Source organism: Burkholderia sp. 22PA0106, from assembly GCF_047497155.1.
GTDB lineage: Bacteria > Pseudomonadota > Gammaproteobacteria > Burkholderiales > Burkholderiaceae > Burkholderia.
The window spans coordinates 1,805,418-1,829,750 of sequence record NZ_CP163162.1 but is presented as its reverse complement, the minus strand read 5'-3'; the positions used below and the strand labels follow the sequence as shown (position 1 = coordinate 1,829,750).

The window sequence follows — 24,333 nt, the reverse complement described above, 5'->3', positions numbered from 1 at the left end:
ATCTGATTGCGGAGATTGCATCCATTTTCGTGAATTGATCGCTGTAAAACGCCCGGCTGACACAGGTTTTGCATCAATAGCGAAAGCGCATCGAACATTGTGTCGCGACTGTAACGTTTGCAAGACTAAGGATTTGCGTTAACACATTCTTTGGCTAGAATCGCCCTATCTAAAAAAGGGGGCGGTCCGGTCGTGGCGTGTCATGATCCATCGCCCGCCATTCGACGCACAGAAATCGATGACGAACCGCCGACGCCCTTTCGATATCCGCGTATCGACCCACCGCGCCGCTTTTGGCCTGCTGGCACGCGAGGCTGTTCAGGCCTGTCGCCGCTGGCTCGGCGCGGTTGCGCTGTTGGCCTCGGCGGCGGCCGTTGCGCCGGTCGCGCTGGCCGACGACGCGAGTCAGGCGCCGCAAGCGTCTCAAGCCGCCGAGCAGCAGGGGGCGTCGGCCGGCATGAGTGGCACGAACGGCGCGCAGCCGTCGTTCGCGCTGTTCTACGGCAAGCGTCCGCCCGTCGAATTGCTGTCCGCGTACGACGCGGCCGTGGTCGAGCCCGACAGCGGCTTCGATCCGCTCATGCACCCGCTTCCGCACACGACATGGTTCGCCTACGCGAGCGTGGGCGAAGTGCTGCCGTCGCGCGATTACTACAAGGACATCCCGAAGAGCTGGTTCGCCGGCAGCAACGCCACCTGGGCTTCGCGCGTGATCGACCAGAGCCAGCCCGAATGGCCGGCGTTCTTCGTCGATCGGGTGATTCGTCCGCTGTGGGAGAAGGGCTACCGCGGCTTCTTCCTCGACACGCTCGATTCCTATCAACTCGCCGCCACCACGCCCGAGGCGCGTGCGCGCCAGGAAGCCGGCATGGTGGCCGTGATCCGCGCGATCCGCGCGAAATACCCCACGGTCAAGCTGATCCTGAACCGCGGCTTCGAAATCCTGCCGCAAGTGCACGACCAGGTGTACGCGGTGGCGTTCGAATCGCTGTATCACGGCTGGAATCAGGCGCAGCAGCGCTATCAGCCGGTGCCGCAGGCCGATCGCGACTGGCTGCTCGGCCAGGCTCGCACGATCCGCTCGCAATACAAGCTGCCGGTGATCTCGATCGACTACTGCGCACCGGGCGACCAAAACTGCGCGCGCGACTCGATCGAGCGCATCCGCGCCGACGGCCTGGTGCCGTACGTGACCGACGGCGCACTCGTGACGATGGGGGTAGGCGCGGTCCAGCCGATGCGCCGCCGCATTCTGGTGTTGCAAGACCCGCCGCCGCGCACCGACCTCAACGTGTCGCCGGGCGTCCGTTATCTGGCGATGCCGCTCAACTATCTCGGTTATCAGGTCGACTACGTCGATGCACGCGGCGACCTGCCGGCCGGCCCGCTGTCGGACCGCTACGCGGGCATCGTGCTGTGGCTCAACAACGACGTGCCGCGCGGCGCGGCCTATCGCGCCTGGCTCGAATCGCAGGTGGACGCGCACATGCCGATCGCCGTGTTCACGTCGTTCGGCACGCAAATGGACGGGAAGCTCGCCGCCAAGCTCGACCTGACGATGGTGGACGGTGCGCCCGACAAGGGCCGCCTCGACGTGGAATCGTTCGATCCGAAGCTGATGGGCTTCGAGATGAAGCCGACGCCCGATCCGCGCGACTACACGGCGGTGCGCGCCGGCCCGCACAGCCGCTCGCTGCTGCGCCTGCGTTCGGGCCGTTTCGAGATCGACGGCGCGGCGATCACGCCGTGGGGCGGCTACGTGATGCGGCCGTTCGGCGTGTATTCGCTGGCGGCCGTCAATCAGGCGCGCTGGGTCGCCCAGCCGCTCGAATTCCTGCGTACCGCGCTGCGCCTGCCGAGCGACATGCCGGTGCCCGACACCACCACCGAAAACGGCCGCCGCCTGCTGATGTCGCATATCGACGGCGACGGCTTCGCCTCGCGCGCCGAGTATTCGACGCCCGACATGCCGAACACGCAAGCCTTGCCGGCCTATTCGGGCGACACGCTGTATCGCCTGCTGCGCGATTCCGGCATGCCGACCACCGTCTCGCTGATCGAAGGCGAGGTGACCGACGCCGGCCCGTTCCGCGGGTTCGCGGCGCACCTGCGCGAGCTGGGCCGGAAGATTTTCGAGCTGCCGAACGTCGAGGTGGCCACCCACACCTATACGCACCCGCTGCAATGGATGCGAGTTACCGGGTTGGGTGTATCGGACGACGACGCGCCGGCCGAAGGCGCGGGCGACCAGGACAACACGAGCGGGCTGTCGATCAACATTCCCGGCTACAAGTTCAGCATCGATCGCGAAATCGGCGGCTCGATCTCCTACATCGACAGCAAGATCGCGCCGGCCAACAAGCCGGTGAAGATGGTGTTGTGGAGCGGCGATTGCCAGGTGCCCGCGCCGGTGCTGAAGGCTGCCTATCGGGCCGGCGTGCTGAACCTGAACGGTGGCGACACCGTGATCACCAAGACCTATCCGAGCTGGACCGGCATCGCGCCGCTGGGCGTGAACAAGGACGACTACTTCCAGGTGTTCGCGCCGAACCAGAACGAGGAGCTGTACACCGACCTCTGGCACGGCCCGTATTACGGCTTCAACCGCGTGCTCGAAACCTTCGCGCTGACCGACGCGCCGATCCGCTTCAAGCCGATGGACATCTACTACCACATGTTCTCGGGCACCAAGCTCGCGGGCGTGAAGGCGCTGCAGGAGATCTTCAAGACCGTGCTGGCGCAGCCCGTCACGCCGGTGTTTTCGAGCGATTACGCGCGCAAGGTGCTCGATTGGCTCGACGTGAGCGTGGCGCGCGACGGCGACGCCTGGGTGGTGCGCGACGCGGGCCGCCTGCGCACCGTGCGGCTACCGGTCGGCAAGGCGCCCGACCTGCGTACCGCCACCGGCGTGGCCGGTTACACGCCCGGCCCCGGCGGCACCTATGTGCACCTGACGGGCAGCGAGGCGCGCTTCAGCGTGATCGATGCCGCGCGTGCGCCGCGCGTGCCGTACCTGGCCGACGCCAACGGCGTGCTGAACCACTTCGAGCGCACGCCGCGCGGCTTCTCGTTCGACCTGCATTCGCTGATCGCGCCGCAGTTCCGGCTCGCCAATGCGGGCGCCTGCCGCGTGACCCGTCAACCCGTTTCCTCCGATCCTTCGAGCCTGCATGTTGACGTCGCCTGCGACCTCTGACCGCCAGCGGTTTTTCCCGCTGCCTGCCGTTATCGCCGTCGGTGCGCTGGTGGGCGCGATGCTGCTGCTCGCCTATCCGCGCGGCAAGCTCGACGCGCCGGCGCTGGCCGGCACGGACAGCCTGTCGATCGCGTACCTGGAAGCCTGGCTGCGTATCGAACCGAACAACGCCGACGTGCAGACGGCGCTCACGCGCGCGTACCTGCGCGGCGGCCGCAGCACCGACGTGATGCGCATGATCGACCGGCTCGACGCCTCGCACGACGCAGCGGCGCGCCTGAACGCCCTGGCGATCCGCATTTCGATCGCGCAGCGCAATCTCTATTCGCTGAAGCCGAACGATCCGGCCCGGCCGGCGCGGATTCGCGAACTCGACGCGCTGCTTGCGCAGGCGGTGGACCACCCTTGGGACCTCGAAGCCCTGACGGCGCTCGCGCGTCAGGCGCGCGGCCTCGGGGACAACGCGCTGGCCGGCCGCTATTACGCGCAACTGGCGCAACGCGACACGGCGCATGCCGACGCGTGGCTCGCGGAACTGGCGGCCACCCGGCTGGGCGGACAGAACTACCGCGAGGCGGCCGACGCCTGGTTCACGGTCCAGGCGCGCGCCGCCACGCGTGCCGCGCGCCGCAGCGCCTTCATCTCCGGCGTCAAGGCGCTGCAGGCGGGCAACGACATGCAGGGCGCGATGAGCGCGGCCCAGGCGCATGTCGGCGATCTCGCCAGCGATCCCGATACGCTGCGTTTCCTGTCGAACGTGGCGCTGGCCGCGGGCCGGCCGGATCTCGCCGCGCAATACGTGACGCGCCTGCTGCAGGTGCTCGGCGACGCCGGGCGCCCGGAGGCGCCGGGCTTGCGCGATGCGGCGCCCGACGTGCGGCCCGCGAGCCTGCATGCCGCCCCGGCCGAACGCCGCGGCGCGCGCGCGAAAGCCGACGCACGGGCGCTGGCCGCGGCGGGCACGCTGGTCGAACAACACAACGCGCAGGGCACCTGGTTGCGCGCCGCGTGGCTGCAACCGGCCGCGCCGCGCGCCCGGCCGAGCCTGCGCGACGCGGCGCTGCGTGCCGGCGACACCGTCCATCTGGTGCGGATCGCCGCGCCGTCGAACGGCCGTGTCGCCTCGGGCACGATCGCGCCGGATTCGGCCCCTGCCTCGCAGGCCGCAGCCCCGACACAGGCGAGCCAGGCTCGAGCCGCCGAGCCGGAGGTCCAGCAAAAGGCCGGCCAATCGGATTTCGATCTGGCTTACCGCGTGTTCCTCGCCGCCGGCGACGTGGCCGGCGCCGAGCGCGTGGCGCGTCAGGCGCTGGCCCGCGACCCGGGTTCGGCGAGCTGGCACGAGCGGCTCGCACAGGTCGCGGAATGGAATCACCACCCTGACGTGGCGTTGGCCAACTACCTTGCGCTCGCGCAGACGCGCGGCGACGCGCGTGCCTGGCAGCAGGTGGCGCGCCTCGCGCCGGGCGTCAACGACCAGCGCGCGATGCTGGCGCTGACGCTGTATCAGGCCGATGTCGCACCGGGCGACATCAAGCGCATCGACGCCGCGGTGACCGCCTACGAATTGAACGCCGACCCGGACGGCGCGCTGCGCTTCCTGCAGGCGCGCTTCAAGGGGCCGATCGGCCAGTTGGTGCGCGAACGCTACGCCCGGGTGGCCGAGCGCAAGGGCGACGACGACCTGGCACTGCGCACCTGGCAGGATCTCGAACGCGACGACGGCCCGAACCCGGCCTACGCGCTGAAGATTGCCACCATGCTCTACACCCGCACGCGTTTCGACGCGGCGCTTGCCGCGATGAATGCGGCCAAGTCCAGCGCGAAGCCGGCCGACCAGGATTTCTGGCGCTTCTACGCGATGCTCGGCACCACCACCCAGCAGCAACGGGATACCGGCGCGGGCTATCGCGCGCTGCTGGCGGGCGGCCAGGCCAACCGCGACGATCTCGAATCGATGATCGGCTTCTACGACGATTCGCCGATCGACGCCGCCCGGCTGGCCGAATTCGGCTATCGCCAGACCGGCAACGTGCGGATGCTGACGCAGGCGCTGTATTACTACGAACGCGCGCATGCGCGCGGCCGGATCGGCCCTTTGCTGGCCTCGTTGAGCCCGGAGCAACTGGCGGCGGCCGAGCAATCGGCGCCGTTCCTGCTGGCGCGCGCGCAGTACGAGCGCGATGCCGGCCGCCAGGACGACGTGGCGCGCGACGTGCAGCGCGCCCTGGCGCTCGCGCCGGACAGCACCGAAGCGCAGGTCACCTGGCTCTGGTATCTGAACGACCGCGGCACCGAGGCGCAATTGCGCGACACGATGCGCCGCTACTCGACCCGCGCCGAGACGGACGCACCGCTCTGGCCGCCGATGATCGCCTCGGCGCTGCGGCTCGGCGATGGCCGCCAGGCGCTGCATTACCTGCGCAAGCAGGCCGACGCGAACCGTCAGGACCCGCTCTGGCGCCTGACGTTCGCCGATGCGCTCGAACTGGAAGGCCGCGCCGACGAGGCGTGGCAACTGCGCAAGTCGACCTGGATCGAACTGGCGCGCCGCCGCCGCGATCCGAAGGCCGCGCCGCTGCCGGACGCCGAGCGCGAGGATCTGGCGGGCCGCTTCGTCTCGCTCACCACCCAGTTCGGCACCGGCGACGCGTCGCGCGCCGTGCTGATCCAGATGCTGCGCGCCGACGCGGCCGGCGACGAGGCCGAACAGGGCACGCCGTATCAATCGCAACTCGGCGATTTCGCGATGCTGCCGCCGGTCAAGCAGCAGGCGATCCGCCGCGAGCAGCGCGTGGTGTCGGCCATCGCGCGCGAGGCCGCCGTGTCGTGGGCGCAGGCGCAGCAGGAGCCCGATCTCGAACACGCCTGGCTGACCATGCTGTTCATCGACCGCAACAGCCGCCCGGTGTACGCCGAGGCGCAACTGGCGATCGACGACGGCGACGTCAACACGCTGAACCGCCTGCTCGACACCTTGCCCGACCTGATCCCGCGCCAGAACCGGGTGGACGCGCAGGTGCTGACGGGCCGCCTGACCGACGCCCAATCGAGCGCGTATCAATCGCTGATCAACACGCCGAACGACGACGTGATGCAGCAGCAGTTGCGCGAGACGGCCATGAAGAGCGCGCAATCGGTGGAAGTTGCCACGCGCTACAGCAATCAGGGCGCGCTGCACTTCAACGAGCAACGCGCCTCGATCGGCGCGCGGCTGACCGACACGCAAAGCGTGCGGCTCGGCTATCGCCAGCGCGAGCAGTCGTCCGATGCGTCGACGCTGCCGAACATCCCGAGCCAGGACCGCGTGCTGGAGGCGATGTACAAGCACACCGGCCAGTACGACGACGAAACCGTCACGGTCGGCCGCCGCGAGGCGCTGCGCAACATCACGACCGCTCGCGTCGAGGGCCGCACGCGCCTGAACTCGAAGCTCACGCTGAGCTACGCGGTCGGCTACAACCAGGACGCGACCGAAAGCACGCAACTGACGGTGGGCGGCGTCAAGGATCTGGCGTCGGTCGGCCTCAGCTACCAGCTCGATCCGCACTGGTTCGGCAGCGGCCGCTACGAATACTCGCGCTTTCACGGCCAGGACCGCACCTTCCTGGGCAACGGCCATCTGGTCGAGTTGACGGCCGGCTACAAGATCAAGGCCGACTACCCCGATTACACGATCCGCGCGGTGTTCACGCATGGCCAGTACAGTACCGCCAATGCGGCGGTCAGCGGCCGGCTCGCACAGATCCTGCCGGACGGTTCGCCCGCCACCGCCGCGTCGTTCATGCCGCAAACCTTTACGCAGGGCGCGCTGCTGTTCTCGTTCGGCGACGATCCGAACGAGAACTACGCGAAGGGCTGGCGGCCGATGTTCTCGGCCGGGCCGGTGCGCGATTCGCGCGCGGGCTGGACGGGGCAGGTCCAGGTCGGCCTGGCCGGCAGCGTGTTCGGCGGGGATCAGGCTTTGCTGTATGGGCTGTATCAAGGGGCGTCGTCGAACAGTTCGACGTCCGTCAAGGAAATCGGCGCGCGATATCGCTGGCTGTATTGAACGCAATTCTCAGGAGAAACGCATGAACACGAACCACGCATCGCGGCGCTTCCGGGCGGCCGCGCTGGTCTGCGCCGCCACGCTCGCCGTCGCCGCGCTTGGCGGTTGCGCGGTGGTCGACCGCAGCGCGGCAGTGCCCGCGTCCAAGGGCGACGCCTGGACCGTCCTGCCGATCGCCAACCACACGGAAACGCCGCAGGCCGGCCAACGTGCGGGCTCGATCGCGCAAAGCCTGCTGCGCACCTACGGCTACCAGAACGTGGTGCCGTATCCGGGTGGCGGCGACGACGAAACGCTGTTCGATCCGGCCAAGCCGGACGCGCAGCAGAACGCGCTGAACTGGGCGCGCCAGCAGAACATCCGCTTCGCGCTGACCGGCTCGGTCAACGAATGGCGCTACAAGGTGGGCGTGGACGGCGAACCGGCCGTCGGCCTGAGCTTCGACGTGATCGACGTGCAGACCGGCAAGATCGTCTGGACCGGCACCGGAAGCCGCACCGGCTGGAGCCGCGACGCCGTGTCGGGCGTGGCGCAGAAGCTCGAGCGCGATCTGCTGTCGCCGCTCGCCCGTTGAATCCGGGGTAGCACGGACGTGACGAATCAGAAGGCAGGCGCGATGAATCCGACATCGACATCGATCAGGCGGTGGGCATGAATACGCAGGCAAGGGGACCGGACCCGGGCGGTTCGCGGCAGTCGCGCACCGTTCGTTCGACCGGCGTGGCCGCATGGTGGAACACGCTGATCGCGCCGCCGGACGGCAGCACGCGCCGGCGCGTGGTCGCGCTGATCGAGACGCTGGTGGTCACGCTGGTTGCGGTGGGCCTGTGCCGTGCATTCATGGCCGAGGACCCGCTGTTGATCCACTCCGGCTTCGGCTGGATCTGGCTGGTGCCGGTGATCATCTCGCTGCGCTACGGCTCGGTATTCGGGCTGGTGTCGGGCTTCGTGGTGCTGGCGGCCTGGTACGTGCTGTATCCGTCGGTGCCGGTGGCGCCGAGCCTGCCCTTGACTGGCGCGTCGGGCATGTTCGCGGGCGACGTCGCGCATGTGAAGCCGTTCCCGATCGGCTTCTTCTTCGGCGGCTTCTTCCTGACGCTGCTGACCGGCCAGTTCGGCGATATCTGGATGTCGCGGCTGCGGCAGAACCGGATCGCGCACGATTACCTGTCGGAACGCCTGTCGATCCTGACGCGCAACCAGTTCATGCTGCGGCTCTCGCACGAGCGCCTGGAGCAGGATCTGCTGAGTCGTCCGGCCACGCTGCGCGATTCGCTGGCGCGGCTGCGCACGGTGGTGTTCGACCAGTTGCCGACGCCGCCGGAGCAGGGCGACGTGGCGCTGCGCGGCGCGCAGGCCTTCCTCGATTCGGCCGCGCAGGCGGTGCAGCTCGAAGTGGCCAGCGTGCACGCCTGGCGTCATGGTGGCCCGGCCGCCGAAGTGGCGGCCTCGGTGGGCGGCGCGCAACCGCTCGACGTGCACGACCCGCTGGTGCGCGAGGCGATCGACACGCGCCATCTGGTGCACGTCGACGCGCAGGCGCACGCCACGCCGGCCTCGATCGGCAGCCGCTATCTGGCCTGCGTGCCGCTGCTCGACGTCAAGGGCGAGCCGGTCGGGCTGGTGGCGATCGAACGCATGCCGTTCCTGGCGCTGACGCGCGACAACCTGCAGTTCCTGCTGGTGCTGTGCAACTTCTACGCGGACGGCGTGCGCCATGCCGAAGTTACGCGCGAGATGCTGGCGGCGTTCCCCGACTGTCCGCACCGTTTCGCGCTCGACTATGCGCGGCTGGTGCATCTGCGCCGCGATTCGCGCGTGCTGTCGTCGGTGGTCACGCTGGTGTTCGAGAACGACGAACGCAGCGCCGCGCTGTGCGAGCACGTGGTGCGCACGCGCCGTGCGCTCGACTCGCAATGGGAAATCGTCACGCCGAGCCATCGCGCCGTGCTGACGCTGATGCCGCTGTCGGGCAACAGCGGCGCGGACGGCTATCTGCTGCGCATCGAGGACAACCTGCGCGCGCAGTTCGGCGTGGATTTCGAGAGCGCGCACGTGGCGGTGTATTCGATGAACGTGCCGGCCCAGGACCCGATGCGTCCGCTGGTCAAGCTGATGGAGCATTGCGGTGTCGCCGGCTGACCCGCGCCTCCCGGCCGGCGAGGCCGGGCCGGCCCCGGCGCGACGCGATGGCGGTGCGCTCGGCGCGCTGCTGGCCGTCATCGCGCTGCTGATCGCGCTCGCGCTGCAGGCCTATGCGTGCCTGACCAGCCTGCGCAGCGCGCCCGACCTGTCGGCGCTGTGGCTCGGCGGTCTGCCGGCCGACGCTGCCGCCGTGGCCGCGTCCTCGCGCGTCAACACGCCGCTGTTCGTCACCTGCCTGCTGATCCTGCTGGTGGCGGCCGTGTTCGCGACCGCCGGCTCGGTGCGCCTGCTGCCGCGCCGGCTGCGTCCGGCGCGCTGGCCGGGCGTGGTGCTGCTCGGCTTCTTCAATTTCGCGGTGCCGTTCGGCGGGATTGTCTGTGCGCTCGGCGCGTTCGCGCTGGCGCGCGTGCTGCCGGCCAATCGCACCAACCTGCCGGTCACCTCGGTGGAGGAGCCGGAATTCGCCGAATACCTGATCGGTTCGGTGTCCTACGGACGCGGCGCGCGCCTGAAGGCCGAACTGCGCAACGCGGATGCCAGCGTGGATTTCCGCATGACCGCGCTGCTGGCGATGCAATCGCTGCCGGTGCGCACGATCTCGCCGATCCTGCAGGAAATGCTCGCCGATCCGCTCGACGACATTCGCCTGCTGGCCTATGGCAGCCTCGAAAGCAAGGAAAAGGCGCTGACCCAGCGCATCACGGCCGAGCGCAGCGCGCTCGAAGGCACGGGCGCGGCCTCGCCCGACTCGACCGAACGCGCCCGCATCCTCAAGACGCTGGCCGAACTGTACGGCGAGCTGATCTATCAACAACTGGTGACGGGCGACGTGTACGACAACGCGATCGCGCAAGCCGACCGCTTCGCCGAAGCCGCGCTGGCGCTCGCGCCGGGCGACGCCGCATTGTGGCGCCTGCGCGGCCGTCTCGCGCTGCTGCGGCGCGACCTCGACGCGGCCGACGCGATGCTCGAACGCGCCATCGACAGCGGCTTCCCGCGCGACCGGATGCTGCCTTACCTGGCCGAAGCGGCCTACCTGCGCCGCGATTTCGTGCGCGTGCACGGCCTGCTCGGCGCGATGGACCGTCACGCCGTCACGCCGACGCTGCAGGCCGCCCTCGATTTCTGGCAGCCGCAGCCCGATGCGGCTGTGGCCAGCGCCTCCCGCGAATGAGTTCAGCCATGACGACACCGCCCCCGACCGCGCTGCCGCGCGCCGCCTCCGCCGACGTGCTGCTGCTGCTCGAAGGCACGTTTCCGTATGTGAGCGGCGGCGTGTCGAGCTGGGTCAACCAGATGATCCGGGCGTTCCCGGAGCACAGCTTCGCGTTGTGCTTCCTCGGCAGCCGCCCGCAGGACTACACCAAGCAGCACTACGCGCTGCCCGACAACGTGGTGCATCTGGAGAATCATTACCTCTACGATTTCGCGCCGCCGCCGCTGGTCAAGAAGATGAGCGGCGACCCCGAAGCGTTCGCCCGCTCGGCCGCGCTGCACGAAAGCATGCGCAACCCGGCGATGCGCACGATGGGCGCGCAACTTCTCAAGGACATGCTGGCCGACCTGAAGCCGGGCGGCGCACTGAGCGAGGACGCGTTCCTGTATTCGAAGGAAGCCTGGGAATACCTGACCGACCAGTACCGCAAGCACTGCACCGATCCGTCGTTCGTCGATTACTTCTGGACCGTGCGGATCATGCACAAGCCGCTCTGGCAACTGGCGCGGATCGCCGAAGCGCTGCCTGCCGGCAAGGTGCTGCATACGGTGTCCACCGGCTATGCCGGCTTTCTCGGCGCGCTCGCGCATTACCGCACGGGCCGCCCGCTGCTGGTGTCCGAGCACGGCATCTACACCAAGGAACGCAAGATCGACCTGTTCCAGAGCGAGTGGATCCGCGACAACCGCAGCATCTTCGAGCGCGACGTGTCGCAGGTCGGCTATTTCCGCGATCTGTGGGTGCGCTTCTTCCAGGCGCTGGGCCGCGCCTGCTATGACGCGTCGAGCGACATCATCGCGCTGTACGAAGGCAACCGGCAGCGCCAGATCATCGACGGCGCGCCGGCCGAACGCACCGGCACGATCCCGAACGGCGTGAACCTCGCGCGCCTCGCGCCGCTGCGCGAGAAGCGCGCGGCCGCGGTGCCGAAAACGCTGTGCCTGATCGGCCGCGTGGTGCCGATCAAGGACATCAAGACCTTCATTCGCGCGATGCTGACCGTGCTGCGCCGCATGCCCGACGCCGAGGCGTGGATCGCCGGCCCGGAAGACGAGGATCTGGCCTACGCGCAGGAATGCCGCGCGCTGGTGGACAGCCTGGGCCTGAAGGACAAGGTCAAGTTCCTCGGCTTCCAGAAGATCGACGAACTGCTGCCGAAGTGCGGGATGCTGGTGCTCAGTTCGATCTCCGAAGCATTGCCGCTGGTGGTGCTCGAAGGCTTCGCGGCGGGTGTGCCGTCGGTGACCACCGATGTCGGCTCGTGCCGCCAGTTGATCGAGGGCCTGCCCGGCGAGGATGCCGCGCTGGGCACGGCGGGCCGCGTAGTGCAGATCGCCGACCCGCGCGCGCTGGCCGAGGCCGCGCTCGACCTGTTCGAGGACGACAACTGGCACGCCGCGCAGCGCGCCGGGATGGCGCGCGTCGAGCGCTATTACACGCAGGACCAGATGATCGGTTCGTACCGCACGCTGTACCAGCGCCTGATCGCGGCGCCGGCGCAGCCGGCCGCGGGCGGGCCGCTGGCCTGCCCGATGCACTGAAGGAGGCCGCGAACCATGGCCGGAATCGGATTCGAACTGCGCAAGATGCTCCGTCGCAACACGCTGACGGGGATGATGCAGGCCTATACCTATGCGGGGTTGATCGGCGCGGGGCCGTGGGTGCTGTCGATCGTCGGGATTTTGCTGATCGGCGTGCTCAGCGTGCCGTTCGTCACGCCGACGGGGGCCGTCACGCAGTTCCAGGTGTCGGTGACCTATCTCATCGCGGTGTCGCTGGTGCTGACCGGGCCGTTGCAGCTCTGGTACACGCGCTTCACGTCGGACCGCCTGTTCGAGAAGCGCCGCGACCTGGTGCTGCCGAACTTCCACGCCGTGATGCTGGTGGTGACGGCCGCCTCGGCCGTGATCGGCGCGCTGGTCACGCTGTTCGCGTTCGGCGGCCAGACGGCCGGCTACCGCATGCTGATGCTGGCCGGCTTCGTGGTGATGAGCAACATCTGGATCGCCACCATTTTCCTGTCGGGAATGAAGCGCTACGTGGCGATCATCGTGGTGTTCGCGGTGGGCTATGCGGTCACCACGCTGGCCGCGCTGGGGCTGGAGCGCTTCGGCCTGAGTGGCCTGCTGGCGGGCTTCGTGATCGGCCAGACGCTGCTGCTGTGCGGCCTGCTCGGGCTGATCTACCGCGATTTCGACAGCGACCGCTTCATCTCGTTCGAGATCTTCGAGAAGCGCTACCGTTACCCGTCGCTGATGCTGATCGGGTTCCTGTACAACCTCGGCATCTGGATCGACAAGTTCATGTTCTGGTACTCGGCGGGCACCGGCCAGCCGGTGATCGGGCCGTTGCGCGCGTCGATCATCTACGACATTCCGGTGTTCCTCGCGTACCTGGCGATCATCCCGGGCATGGCGGTGTTCCTGCTGCGCATCGAGACCGATTTCGTCGAGTACTACGACGCGTTCTACGAGGCCGTGCGCGAGGGCGCCTCGCTCCAGCATATCGAGCGGATGCAGCGCGCGATGGTGGAAGCGCTGCGCGAGGGCGTGTGGGAAATCCTGAAGATCCAGGGCATGGCCGCGCTGATCCTGTTCGCCGCCGCGCCTACGTTGCTGCAGTGGCTGCACATCCCGTCGCTGTACCTGCCGCTGCTCTATATCGACGTGATCGCCGCCAGCATGCAGGTGGTGTTCATGGGCATCCTCAACGTGTTCTTCTACCTCGACAAGCGGCGCATCGTGATGTGGCTGGTGGGCGGCTTCGTGGCGCTCAACGTGCTGCTGACGGCGTTCACGCTGAACGCGAACCCGGCCACCTACGGCTACGGTTTCGCGGGCGCGCTGTTCGTGGTGATGCTGGCGAGCCTCTACTGGCTCGACCGCAAGCTCGAAACGCTCGAGTACGAAACGTTCATGCTGCAATGAGCATGGCGCGGCGGCGCGGCTGACGCCCGGCCGCCGCACACCGCCTGCCGTTCAGACGCCGGCCGCCTGGTAGGTGGCCAGCGAGATCAGGCCGCCGTGGCTCAGTTGCACCACGGCATGGCGGCCGTCGCGCCCGATCGGGTACGAGCAGGTGCCGCCGTCCTGGCCCAGCACGCCGCTGGACACTTCCGATTCCATCAGAAACGCCGTCGCGTCCGCCAGATAGCGCGCGACGAGCTGTTGCGCCTGCTCGCCCTGTTCGCCGCGATAGCCGCCGTGACGCGCCACCTGCAAAGCGCCGCGCGAGAGCCGCACGAAGCCGAGCGCGCGGCCCGACGCCACCCAATTGCGCACCACCTGGGCCACCTCGAACGGTGCGGGCAGGCCGGTCACCTGCGGGCAGTCGAGCGCGCCGAACAGCGCCGGGTAGAGGTGGTCGAGCGCCGCTTGAGCCGCGTCGCGGCGCTGCGCGGCATGGGCCGCCGGGTTGCCGAGGCGCTCGGTGCTGTCCAGGTAGAAGCGGAACAGGTCGGCGAATTCGAGCGCCGTGCGCGCGTTGGCCACGGCGAACGCGGCGGCCTCGTGCTGCACGAATTCGGGGTGACGGGCGACTTCGTCCATGCCGGCCAGCACGGCCAGCGCGAGGCGGCCGTCGAGATCGACCGCCTGGAACAGCGGCGCGCCATCCACGCCCAGTTGCGCGAGGAAATCCGTGCCGGCGGCCAGCGCGTCTTGCGTGAGCAACTGGTGGGCGTCGAGCAGCGCACGGGCGCGTTCGAGTGCCTCGGACGCCGCGCCCGACGCTTCGCCGGCGGCCAGCACACGCAGGTCGTGGGCGCCCAGCGACAGCAGCTTGATCGGATTCACCAGCAGGCGCAGCGCGGGCAGCAGCGCCAGCGGCGCGGCATGCAGGCCTTGCTGCACGGCGGCCACGAGCTGGGTTTCGTCGGCGAAGTCGTAGCGCGCGTTCGGTGCGGCCACGGCCCAGGCGAACCAGGCGGCGCCGCCTTCGATCAGATCGAGCGTGAGCCGGGCGGCCTCGGACAGGTTCGATGCATTGCGGATCACTTGGCCGGCGAGGGTCAGGGGCATGGCGGGTTTCCTGCGATGAGGTGAAGGGCGCTCAGATGCCGTGCGTCGGATGCACGACGAGCAGGTGGGCGGTGGTGTCTCCGGTGCTGGCCGTATCGACCGTGTAAAGCGTGGCGACGCCTTGCACGTTGGCGGCCTGGGACGAGGAGACGGTTTGGTTTTGCAGCGAGGTGGCGTTGTGCACGGCATTCGACAGCGCCTGCGCCTGGCCCGGCGACAGATCGTCCAGGCTCACGCCGTGCAGGTCGCGGACCACCTTGACGTCGACATGCGGCGCGCTGGTGGCGTTGTGCAGGGCGTTGGAGATCGCCTGGCTCGGCAGATCGCCGACCGACGAGGCTGGCGCGTCGCCGAGCACCTTGACGTTGGCCTGCGTGACGGCGTCGGTGATCTGATTGTTGACGGCGGTGGGGAAAGCCATGCTCGCTCCTTCGGCGCGGGGCCGGACGGTGGATCGGCGTTGTCGTGCGATCGCGCGGCCGCGCAATCGTGCGGCGATGGTGACATGGCCGCCGCCGGCGCGCCAGCGCATTCGTATGACAACGCGCCATGCCCCTCCGGCGTTCAGCGCTCGCCCTGGCCGCCGCCCGATTTGCGCTGCCGCTTGGTGGCATACATCGCCTGATCGGCGCGGTCGATCAGGCCGGTCATTTCCACGCCGTCCTCGGGCAGGATCGCGATGCCGACGCTCACGCCGAGATCGAGCTGCTGCCCCTCGAACTCGAACGGCTCGGCCACCATTTCGGTCATCCGCTCGCTCTGGCTTTGCGCATCGGAGCGGCCGGCGATGCCGGGCAGGATCACGCCGAACTCGTCGCCGCCCACGCGCGCGACCGTATCCGAGCGCCGCACCGAACGCGCGATGCGCGCGGCCGCCTCGCGGATCGCCGCGTCGCCGGCGCGATGGCCGTAGTGGTCGTTGATCGGCTTCAGGCCGTCGAGGTCGAGGTTCAGGATGCCGAGCGCGCCTTCCGAATGCTGGGCCAGTTGCACGGCCTGATGCAGACGGTCGTAGAACAGCGCGCGGTTCGGCAGCCCGGTCAGCGCGTCGTGGGTGGCGCGCACGTACAGCTCGTTGGTTTCGCTGCGCGCCGCGTGGAACATCGCGGCCGCGATCAACTCCGACATCAGTTGCAGCACCTGGATGTCGGCCTCGCCGAACTTGCCGATTTCCGGCGACATCACCTTGAGCACGCCCACCGTCGTGTCGAGGTGGCGCAGCGGCGTGACCAGCATCGAGCGCAGGCCGACGCGGCGGCAGGCTTCGCGGTCCACGCGCTCGTCGAGTTCGGAATCGTCGCAGCGCAGGATCTCGCCCGTCTGCACGCACAGGCCCGACAGGCTGCCGGCGCGCTTCAGGCGCATCCCGAGCAGGTCGGTCGCAAGGCCGGCGGTGGCGCGATAGACCATGTCGTCCTGTTCGGCCAGTTCGACCACGGCGCTTTGCGCGTGCGTCAGGTGCCGGCCGCGTTCGGCGACATAGGCCATCACGCCGCCGAGGTCGAGGCCGAGCTTGGCGATCTCGGTTTGCGAGCGAACGATCTCGAGCAGGGTTTCGGCGGAAGGAGCGAAAGACGGGGGCTGGAGCGACACGGGGATGTCCTGCACGGAAGACGCATGCGCGGCGGCTCGGGCTCGGGACGCGCGGGCATCGGATTGAACCGGTTCGATCGCGCGTGCCGGGTCCGGCCTGCCCGCGCTTGCGCGCAAGCATAAAGCAAATTCCGGTGGCCGGGAGAGGGCCTGCGCGTGAATTTGTGTGACGGGCTTACGCCTGCCTTGCGCGCCGCGCGAGGGCTGTAAGCTGCGCGGTTTCGGCGCGCTCGGCGCGCGGATTCGTCAGGGCACGACGCGGCGTCGGGGTGCTGTTTTCAGCGTCGGCTTCAGCGCTCCACCAGCCGCGCGAGTGTCGCCATCGCGGTATCGATATGCGGCGCATCGATGCCGCCATAGCCGAACAGCACGCCTGGCACGGCCGGGGTGTGCGCATGGAACGCGGATAGCCCGATCAGCGCGATCGACGCCTCGCGCGCGGCGGCCAGCAATTGGGCCTCGTCGAGCGCGGCGCGGAACGGCGCGGCCACGTGGATGCCGGCCGACGCCGCCACCGGGGCGAACCACGGCGCGAGTTCGCCGTCGAGCCAGGCCGCGATGCGCGCGCGCCGCAGCGCGTATTCGCGCGCCATGCGCCGCAGGTGCCGGCCGAACGCGCCGTCGAGCATGAAGTGCGCGAGCGCGGCCTGCATCAGCGTGCCCGAATGCCAGTCGGCGATCTGCTTGACCTTCAGCAGCGGCGCGATCAGCGGGCGCGGCGCGATCGCATAGCCGATCCGCAACTCGGGAAACAAGGTCTTCGAGAACGTGCCGACATAGGCCACGCGGCCGTCGCGGTCGAGGCTCTTGAGCGGTTCGAGCGGGCGGCCGTCGAAGCGGAATTCGCAGTCGTAGTCGTCCTCCAGCACCACCGCGTCGCGGCGGCGTGCCCAGTCGAGCAGCGCGACGCGGCGCGCCAGGCTCATCGGCATGCCGAGCGGGAACTGATGCGACGGCGTGGCGTAGACGAAGCGCGCCGCGTCGGGCAGTTGCTCGACGATCAGCCCGTGCGCGTCCACCGGCACGCCGATCACCGTGGCGCCGAGCGCCTCGAACGCGGCGCGCGCGGGCGGATAGCCGGGCTCCTCGACGGCCACCACGTCGCCGGGGCCGACCAGCGTGCGCGCGAGCAGGTCGAGCGCCTGTTGCGCGCCGTTGGTCACCACCACGTCCTGCCAACTGCACGCGATCGCACGGCTGAAGCCCACGTAGCGCGCGATCGCCACGCGCAGGTTCGGGTCGCCGGCCGCGTCGCGATATTCGCCGCTGCCACGCGATTGTGCGCGGATCGCGTGGTTCAGCGAGCGCCGCCAGTCGCCCCACGGAAAGCGCGTCTTGTCGGTGATGCCGCCACGGAAATCGAACGCGAGCGGCGGCGTGGAGATCGGCATCGCCAGATCGACGGGCACGCGCGACCACACTTCATGGGCGCGGGCGGGAAGCTGGGGGAGATCGGCGGGGTCGGGAAGCGGATCGCGGGCGGCGCGCCTGGCGTCGGGCGCATCGAGTGCGTCGAGCGCGTCGTCCGGCGGCGCGAAACCCGACGCGACGAACGTGCCGTGCCCGGCGCGCGTCTCCAGATAGCCTTCGCTGGAGAGCCGTTCGTAGACGTCGAGCGTGGTTTTCCGCGACACGCCCAGTTGCTGCGCCAGATCGCGCGTGGACGGCAGCCGCGTGCCGGCCGCGAGCCGCCCGCCGACGATCGCCGCGTGCAGTTGACGGTAGAGCTGGCCGGCGAGATCGCGACGGCCGTGGAGACTGAGCTGGAGATCCAAGCGCGGCGGTCCTGCGGGGTGGGAGACGGCACATTCTGGCACGCCTGCCGCCGGCGACGGCGCGCTCAGAGCACGTTCAACATCGCCAGCGCGGTTTCCTGCAACGGCGGCAAGGCGCGCGCGAGCGCCGCCTCGGGCGTTTCGTTGCCGATCGGCATGTTGGTGCTCAAGGCCGCCACGACTTCGCCCTGGCGGTTCTTCAGCGGCACCGCGATGCCGCGCACGCCCACCTGCAACTGCTGCTCGATCAGCGCGTAGCCGTCGTCGCGCGCCTGCGCGATCAGTTGCTGGAGGCGGCTTTTATTGGTCAGCGTGTGCGGCGTGTAGGGCGGCAACTCGGTGGCGTCGAGCCACGCGGCTACATCCTCGGGCGTGTGCCGGTGGCCGAGCAGCACCACGCCGGCCGAGGCCAGCGGCGCCGGCACGCGCGCGCCGAGCACGAAGCCGGTGGTCATCACGCGCGACACGCCGTTGCGCGCGATCACCACCAGTTCCCAATCGTCGAGCACGCTGACATAGGCCGATTCGTTGAGCGTCGCGCTCAGTTGCTGCAAATAGGGCTGGACGGTGCGCGGCAGCCGCGCCGAATCGAAGTACGACCAGCCCACCCGCAGCACGCGCGGCGTGAGGCCGTAGAGCCGGCCGTCGGTGTACACGTAGCCGAGCGATTCGAGCGTGAGCAGATAGCGGCGCGCGGCGGTGCGCGTGAGGCCGGTGCGCGCGGCCGCCTGGGTGGGCGTCATGCGCGCATGTTCGCTGTCGAACGCTTCGAGGATCATCAGGCCTTTTTCGAGGCCGGCGATCCAGTCGCGCTTGTCGAGTGGGGTTTTCTTCATCTCAGGTCGAGCAGGCCGGGCAGCGCGTGCGCCGCCCGGCCGATGAACGCATCAGGACGCCGCCGGTGCAATCCGCATCCGGGCCGCGACGATCACCGAGATCAGGCAGCCGAGCGCCAGATAGCCGGCCACCAGATGCCACGAGCCGCTCGCGAGGCTGACCAGGCCCACCGCGATGAACGGCGTGAACCCGCCGCCCACCACGCTGGCGAACTGGTAGCCGACGCCCGCGCCGCTGTAGCGGTACTCGGCGCCGAACAGCTCGGTGAACAGCGGCTGCTGCACGCTGACCACCATGTCGTGCGCGATGTTCGCCAGCATTACCGCGAAGATCACGATCCACACCGTCGAGCGCGCTTCCAGCGCCACGAAGAACGGCACGGCGGCGGCCAGGCCGATCAGCGCGCCGATGATGTAGATGCGGCGCAGGCCGAAGCGGTCGGCGAGCCAGGCGAAGCAGGGGATCGTCACGCAACTGATCGCGCCGACCAGCAGGCCGATGTTCAGGAACAGCTCGCGCGACATGTGCAGGTTGGTGGTGGAGTAGCTCAACGCGAACGCGGTCACGATGTACATCGTGAACAGCTCGGCCAGACGCAGCGCGATGATGAACAGGAACGCCTTCGGGTGACGCGTCAGCGCCTCGAGCACCGGCATCTTGAGCTTGTGGCCGGTCTTCTCGACCTTCTGCACGAACTCCTGCGATTCGTCCATGCTGGCGCGCACCCACAGGCCGATCAGCACCAGCACCACGCTGGCCAGGAACGGAATGCGCCAGCCCCAGGCGCGGAACGCGTCGTCGCCGAGCGTGTGGCTCAGGATCGACACGATGCCGGTGGCCAGCACCAGCCCCACGCCGTAGCCGACCTGCACGCCGCTGCTGTAGAACGCCTTCTTCTTCTGCGGCGCGCTTTCCACCGCCATCAGCGCCGCGCCGCCCCATTCGCCGCCCACCGCGAAGCCTTGCAGCGCGCGCATCGCGACCAGCAGCACCGGCGCCCACCAGCCGATCGAGGCGAACGTCGGCAGCAGGCCGATCGCCACCGTCGACAGGCCCATCATCATCACCGTGATGACCAGCATCTTCTTGCGTCCGAGCCGGTCGCCGTAGTGGCCGAACACCACGCCGCCGAGCGGGCGGAACAGGAAGCCCACGCCGAACGTGGCGAACGCGGCGAGCGTGCCCATCGTCGGGCTGACCTTCGGGAAGAACTCGGCGTTGAACACCAGCGCCGCGACGATGCCGTAGAGCAGGAAGTCGTACCAGTCGACGACCGCGCCGACGAAACTGCCGATCGCGGCCTTGCGGGCCTGGGCGCGGGCGCGCTGGGCGCTCGCCTGGTCGAGTGAATCGAATGCGGGGGTCATGTGGCGTCTCCTGTCGTGCGGGTCCCGGTTCCGGCCGCGTGGCGGCCCGGAGTTCACATCGCGCCTGGCTGTCGTCGCGATGAAATTGCTCGCAGCATAGGGGCGCGGCGGCGGCTCGACAATGCTTGGCGAACGCGGGAGCGCGATTATCGTTCAATTGCGTGCGATCATCGAACGTTTTTCGGGTTAGCACTAGGGCGAAAATTCGCCGGAGCCCGAGCGACGCTGCTGGAAGCGCCCGATTGCCGAGCGGGTTCGATTCGCTTCAGACTGTCGCGAAACGCTGGCCGAAAACGCCGGCCGACGCATCGCCCGCGTGCCGCGCCGCAATCGGCACTTTGGCTGTAATGAACGATACGGTTAAAATTGCGGCGATGGCGCAGCCGGCCCCGGGCCGCCGCCGAGCCTTGCCACGCCACCCCCGCTTCTGGAGACCACGGATGTCCAGCCACTTTCCCAAGTCGTCCGCGACGCCCCCCGTTACCGCGGACGACAACCCGCTCGGCATGGCCGGCCTCGAATTCGTCGAGTTCGCCGCGCCGGCGCCCGACGATCTCGCGCGCCGCTTCGAGCAACTGGGATTCAAGGCGATCGCCCGGCACGTCAGCAAGGCGGTGACGCTGTACCGGCAGGGCCAGATGCATTTCCTGCTGAACGCCGAACCCGATTCGTTCGCCTCGCGCTACGCCGAGGAATACGGCATGGGCGTGTGCGCGATCGGCATCCGCGTGGACAGCGCGCAGCGCGCGTTCGACCGCGCGCTCGAACTCGGCGCGTGGGCGTTCGAGGGCGAGCGGATCGGCAAGGGCGAACTGGCGATCCCGGCCATTCAGGGCATCGGCGATTCGCACATCTATTTCGTGGATCGCTGGCGCGGGCGCGGCGGGTTGACGGGCGGGGTGGGTGACATCTCGATCTTCGACATCGATTTCCGCCCGATCGACCCGGCCACCGCGCAGGCGGACCTGCATCACGCGGGCAGCGGGCAGCTCGTGCAGGTCGATCACCTGACGCAAACAGTGGGCGCGGGGCGCATGCGGGAATGGCTCGATTTCTATCGCGATCTGCTGCATTTCCGCGAAATTCACGAGATCAACGCGAACTGGCACGTGTCGGCGGAATCGCGCGTGATGGTGTCGCCCGACGGCGAGGTGCGGATTCCGCTCTACGAGGAAGGCACGGCGCGCACGCAACTGATGCACGACTACCTGCCCGATCATCCGGGCGAGGGCGTGCAGCATATCGCGCTGGCGACCGACGACATCGTCGCGTCGGTGGATGCGCTGGCCGCCAACGGCGTGACGTTCGTCGAGCCGCCGGCCGCCTATTACGATTCGATCGATGCGCGCCTGCCGGGCCACGGGCTCGACGTGGCGGCGCTGCGCCGGCGCGGCATTCTGGTGGATGGCGAGATCGTGAACGGCGTGCCGAAGCTGTTTTTCCAGACTTTCGTCAAGCGCCGCCCGGGCGAGATTTTCTTCGAGATCGTTCAGCGCAGCGGCCATCAGGGCTTCGGCGAGGGCAATCTCGATCTGCTGGCGAACGCGCGGCAGCACGGCTGACGCGCGCGTTTCGATCCGGTCGGGCCGCGCGCGGCGGCCCGGCGGGTCCGATCGGCCCTTTGGCGGTTCGAGCGCCGCCGAAAGGGCCGTTGCCGCTCAGGCAGGCTGCTTGTAGCGCGGCGCGGCGTGCACTTGCAGGATGTTCGGCAGCATCGCCTGGCGCGCGCCTTCGTATTGCGTCCATTGACCGGCGTCGTGCAGCGTCGGGATCGTCACCGTCTCGCGCTGGTCGTAGCCGGCCAGCGCCGCGTCCACCAGTTCATCCACCTCCATCACTGCGCCGAGCGAATTCACGTCGGTTTGGGCGTGATCCCAGATTTCCGTGCGCGTCGCGGACGGCAGGACCGCCTGCACGTATACGCCCTTCGGCCCCAGTTCAAGCTGCAGGCCGTGCGACAGGAAGCTCAGGAACGCCTTGGTCGCGCCGTAGACCGACAGACCGAGTTCCGGCGCGAACCCCACCACCGAACTGATATTGACGATCGCGCCCTGGCCCTCGCGCGCGAAACGCGGCGCGACGGCGGCCGCCAGGCGGGCTGGCGCGGTGGTGTTCAGCGTGATCAGCTTTTCGATGGCGTCGGGCGTCTGATCGACGAAGCCGCCGGGAATCGTGGTGCCGGCATTGTTGACGAGCACGCCGATCGACGCATCGTCGCGCAGGCGCGTTTCCACACGGGCCAGATCGGCGGATTGCGTGAGGTCGGCGTTGAGCGTTTCGACGTTCACGCCATGCGCGGCGCGCACGCGGGCGGCCACATCGTTCAGGCGCGACTGGTTGCGGGCGACCAGCACCAGATCGTGGCCGCGTTTCGCGAAACGGTCGGCATAGACGGCGCCGATGCCGGTGGATGCGCCGGTGACGAGGACGACGGGAAGCTTCGACATGCTGATTCTCCAGAGAGGAACGTAGGGTAAAAACGGTCATCCGATTTATTCATGATGACCGTCATGTATTTAATCATGATGTCTGTCATGTATCATGTCAAGCATTGAATGGGAGAGCGACATGAGAGTCAGTCGGGAGCAGGTGGCCGAGAACCGGCGAAAGATCCTGGAGGTGGCGAGCGAGCTGTTCCGCGAACGCGGCTTCGACGCGGTGACGGTGGCCGACGTAATGAGCGCGGCCGGCCTGACGCACGGCGGCTTCTACGGCTATTTCAAATCGAAGGAAGACCTGATCGCGCAGACGCTGGCCGAACTGGTGAAGGGCGAGGACCGGACCGAACTCGACATGCTCGGCTATGCGGCGGGTTACCTGAGCACGCAGCACCGGGACCAGTGCGCCACCGGTTGCCCGGTGGCCGCGCTCGGCGCGGAAGCGGCGCGGCAGGCGCCCGAGGTGCGCGCCGCGCTGGGCGGCAGCGTGGGGCGGCAGGTGGCGCGTTTCGCGGCCGGCATGAAGGGCGTGGCGCCCGGGGAAGCCCGGCGCGCGGCGATCGGCGGGTGGTCGGCGATGGTCGGCGCGGTGATCCTGTCGCGCCTCAGCGACGATCCGGCGCTGTCGGAGGAAGTGCTGCGCGAAACGCTGGCCTGGATCGACGAGCACGCGCCGCACGGCGATTCGGCTGCCGCTTGACGCGCTTTTTTATATCCGGGTAAATGTTGGGTCGTTCGCCTTCGGCCCGGCTCATGTTTTCCGATCGATCGTTATCGCACATCACCTCATGGCAGATCCCGTTTTGCTTCCCCGCTATACCGGTTTCGACGGCGTGCGGCATCTCGCGTCGGGCGATCTCGCGACGGTCGCGTTGGCCATGCGCCGCGCCGCGCAGGCCGAATCGACCGGACCGGTGCTGCTGTTCGACAACGCCACGGGGCGCTCGATCGACGTCGACCTGCGTGGCAGCGAGGACGAAATTCGAGCGCGGTTCGCGGCTGAAGCTGAATCTGCGTCTACGTCTATGTCCGGCGACGAACCGCGGGACGCGCCCGAAACCGCTGCGCCGCGTGGCCGCGGACGGCCCAGGCTCGGCGTGGTCGCGCGCGAAATCACGCTGCTGCCGCGTCATTGGGCGTGGCTCGCGGAGCAGCCGGGCGGGGCATCGGTGGCGCTGCGCAAGCTCGTCGACGACGCACGCCGCGAACACGGCGGCCGTGACCGCCTGCGTGCCGCGAACGAGCGCGCCTATCACTTCATGTCGGCGCTGGCCGGCGATCTGCCCGGCTTCGAGGAGGCCTCGCGCGCCTTGTTCGCGGGCGAGGCGGATGGTTTTCGCGAGCGGATCGACGGCTGGCCGGCCGATATTCGCGAGCATGTGCTGCGGCTTGCCGAGCCGGAAGCGGAGCCGCGCCGAGTTGAACCGGGCGATCGATGACGGCGCGCATGACGCGTCATCGTTCCGTCATTTTCGTCGTGCGTTCGTCGATCTGCTTCGATCCTCGCGACAACGCTTCGCATTCGGCCCTCGGCGCGGCCTCGCCGGGGCGGTAGCCTGTGATCCCGCTTTTCTCCGAGCCTTCGCGGCGTGCGGCTTCGTCCGCCCGGCGCGGATCACACCCGCCTGCCCATGCGCACCCGTTACGACTCGAACGCCTCCCCACTGAACATCAACGACGCCGAATCGCGGCAAGA

General features: G+C 68.8%; 17 protein-coding genes. 10 read left to right on the top strand and 7 right to left on the bottom strand.

Annotation, left to right across the window (positions count from 1 at the left end; all coding sequences use genetic code 11):
• The first annotated feature begins 238 nt into the window (after positions 1-238).
• The 7 genes from AB4850_RS07835 to pelG all read left to right on the top strand — a co-directional run bounded on the left by AB4850_RS07835 (position 239) and on the right by pelG (position 13,535).
• Positions 239-3,196: a bifunctional glycoside hydrolase 114/ polysaccharide deacetylase family protein gene (locus AB4850_RS07835; RefSeq protein WP_414439255.1), complete on the top strand. Its 2,958-nt coding sequence runs from the start codon at positions 239-241 to the stop codon at positions 3,194-3,196.
• The gene (locus AB4850_RS07830) at positions 3,171-7,247 is read left to right on the top strand and encodes a tetratricopeptide repeat protein (RefSeq protein ID WP_414439254.1); all 4,077 of its coding nucleotides are present in this window, start codon (positions 3,171-3,173) and stop codon (positions 7,245-7,247) included. The genes AB4850_RS07835 and AB4850_RS07830 overlap by 26 nt, the downstream gene beginning before the upstream one ends.
• Before the next feature lie 22 nt (positions 7,248-7,269).
• The gene (locus AB4850_RS07825) at positions 7,270-7,821 is read left to right on the top strand and encodes a penicillin-binding protein activator LpoB (RefSeq protein ID WP_414439253.1); all 552 of its coding nucleotides are present in this window, start codon (positions 7,270-7,272) and stop codon (positions 7,819-7,821) included.
• Positions 7,822-7,898: 77 nt separating this feature from the next.
• Positions 7,899-9,389 (top strand): PelD GGDEF domain-containing protein, encoded by a 1,491-nt coding sequence (locus AB4850_RS07820; protein WP_414439252.1) that lies wholly within the window; start codon positions 7,899-7,901, stop codon positions 9,387-9,389.
• Positions 9,376-10,566 carry a sugar ABC transporter permease gene (locus AB4850_RS07815; RefSeq protein ID WP_414439251.1) on the top strand — a complete coding sequence of 397 codons (1,191 nt, stop codon included), beginning with the start codon at positions 9,376-9,378 and terminating at the stop codon, positions 10,564-10,566. The genes AB4850_RS07820 and AB4850_RS07815 overlap by 14 nt, the downstream gene beginning before the upstream one ends.
• 8 nt (positions 10,567-10,574) lie before the next feature.
• Positions 10,575-12,149, top strand: coding sequence for a GT4 family glycosyltransferase PelF (pelF, locus tag AB4850_RS07810; RefSeq protein ID WP_414439250.1), 1,575 nt, complete (start codon positions 10,575-10,577; stop codon positions 12,147-12,149).
• A 15-nt stretch (positions 12,150-12,164) separates the two neighbouring features.
• Positions 12,165-13,535: an exopolysaccharide Pel transporter PelG gene (gene pelG / locus AB4850_RS07805; protein WP_414439249.1), complete on the top strand. Its 1,371-nt coding sequence runs from the start codon at positions 12,165-12,167 to the stop codon at positions 13,533-13,535.
• 51 nt (positions 13,536-13,586) lie between these two features.
• Here the strand turns inward: pelG and AB4850_RS07800 are convergent, their stop codons facing one another.
• The 6 genes from AB4850_RS07800 to shiA all read right to left on the bottom strand — a co-directional run bounded on the left by AB4850_RS07800 (position 13,587) and on the right by shiA (position 20,199).
• Positions 13,587-14,627: a hypothetical protein gene (locus tag AB4850_RS07800; protein WP_414439248.1), complete on the bottom strand. Its 1,041-nt coding sequence runs from the start codon at positions 14,625-14,627 to the stop codon at positions 13,587-13,589.
• 31 nt (positions 14,628-14,658) lie between these two features.
• Entirely contained in the window at positions 14,659-15,048 is a 390-nt protein-coding gene (locus AB4850_RS07795; RefSeq protein WP_414439247.1) for a RebB family R body protein, read from the bottom strand.
• 143 nt (positions 15,049-15,191) lie between these two features.
• Positions 15,192-16,220, bottom strand: coding sequence for a diguanylate cyclase domain-containing protein (locus tag AB4850_RS07790; protein WP_414439246.1), 1,029 nt, complete (start codon positions 16,218-16,220; stop codon positions 15,192-15,194).
• A 290-nt stretch (positions 16,221-16,510) separates the two neighbouring features.
• On the bottom strand, positions 16,511-17,995 hold the full coding sequence (locus AB4850_RS07785; protein ID WP_414439245.1) for a PLP-dependent aminotransferase family protein: 1,485 nt from the start codon (positions 17,993-17,995) through the stop codon (positions 16,511-16,513).
• Between the two features lie 65 nt (positions 17,996-18,060).
• Positions 18,061-18,831, bottom strand: coding sequence for an IclR family transcriptional regulator C-terminal domain-containing protein (locus tag AB4850_RS07780; protein WP_414439244.1), 771 nt, complete (start codon positions 18,829-18,831; stop codon positions 18,061-18,063).
• A gap of 51 nt (positions 18,832-18,882) precedes the next feature.
• A complete protein-coding gene (gene shiA, locus AB4850_RS07775; RefSeq protein ID WP_414439243.1) occupies positions 18,883-20,199 on the bottom strand; it encodes a shikimate transporter in 1,317 nt (438 codons plus the stop codon).
• Positions 20,200-20,639: 440 nt separating this feature from the next.
• Between shiA and AB4850_RS07770 the strand changes: the two genes are divergently transcribed.
• Complete coding sequence (locus AB4850_RS07770; protein WP_414439242.1) at positions 20,640-21,761, top strand: 4-hydroxyphenylpyruvate dioxygenase family protein; 1,122 nt, start codon at positions 20,640-20,642, stop codon at positions 21,759-21,761.
• 96 nt (positions 21,762-21,857) lie between these two features.
• Here the strand turns inward: AB4850_RS07770 and AB4850_RS07765 are convergent, their stop codons facing one another.
• The gene (locus tag AB4850_RS07765; RefSeq protein ID WP_414439241.1) at positions 21,858-22,646 is read right to left on the bottom strand and encodes an SDR family NAD(P)-dependent oxidoreductase; all 789 of its coding nucleotides are present in this window, start codon (positions 22,644-22,646) and stop codon (positions 21,858-21,860) included.
• A gap of 121 nt (positions 22,647-22,767) precedes the next feature.
• On the opposite strand from AB4850_RS07765, the gene AB4850_RS07760 reads away from it, so the two are divergent.
• Both AB4850_RS07760 and AB4850_RS07755 read left to right on the top strand, forming a co-directional pair.
• Positions 22,768-23,337, top strand: coding sequence for a TetR/AcrR family transcriptional regulator (locus AB4850_RS07760; protein ID WP_414439240.1), 570 nt, complete (start codon positions 22,768-22,770; stop codon positions 23,335-23,337).
• Positions 23,338-23,425: 88 nt separating this feature from the next.
• The gene (locus AB4850_RS07755; protein WP_414439239.1) at positions 23,426-24,076 is read left to right on the top strand and encodes a DUF2239 family protein; all 651 of its coding nucleotides are present in this window, start codon (positions 23,426-23,428) and stop codon (positions 24,074-24,076) included.
• The last annotated feature ends 257 nt before the right edge of the window (positions 24,077-24,333 follow it).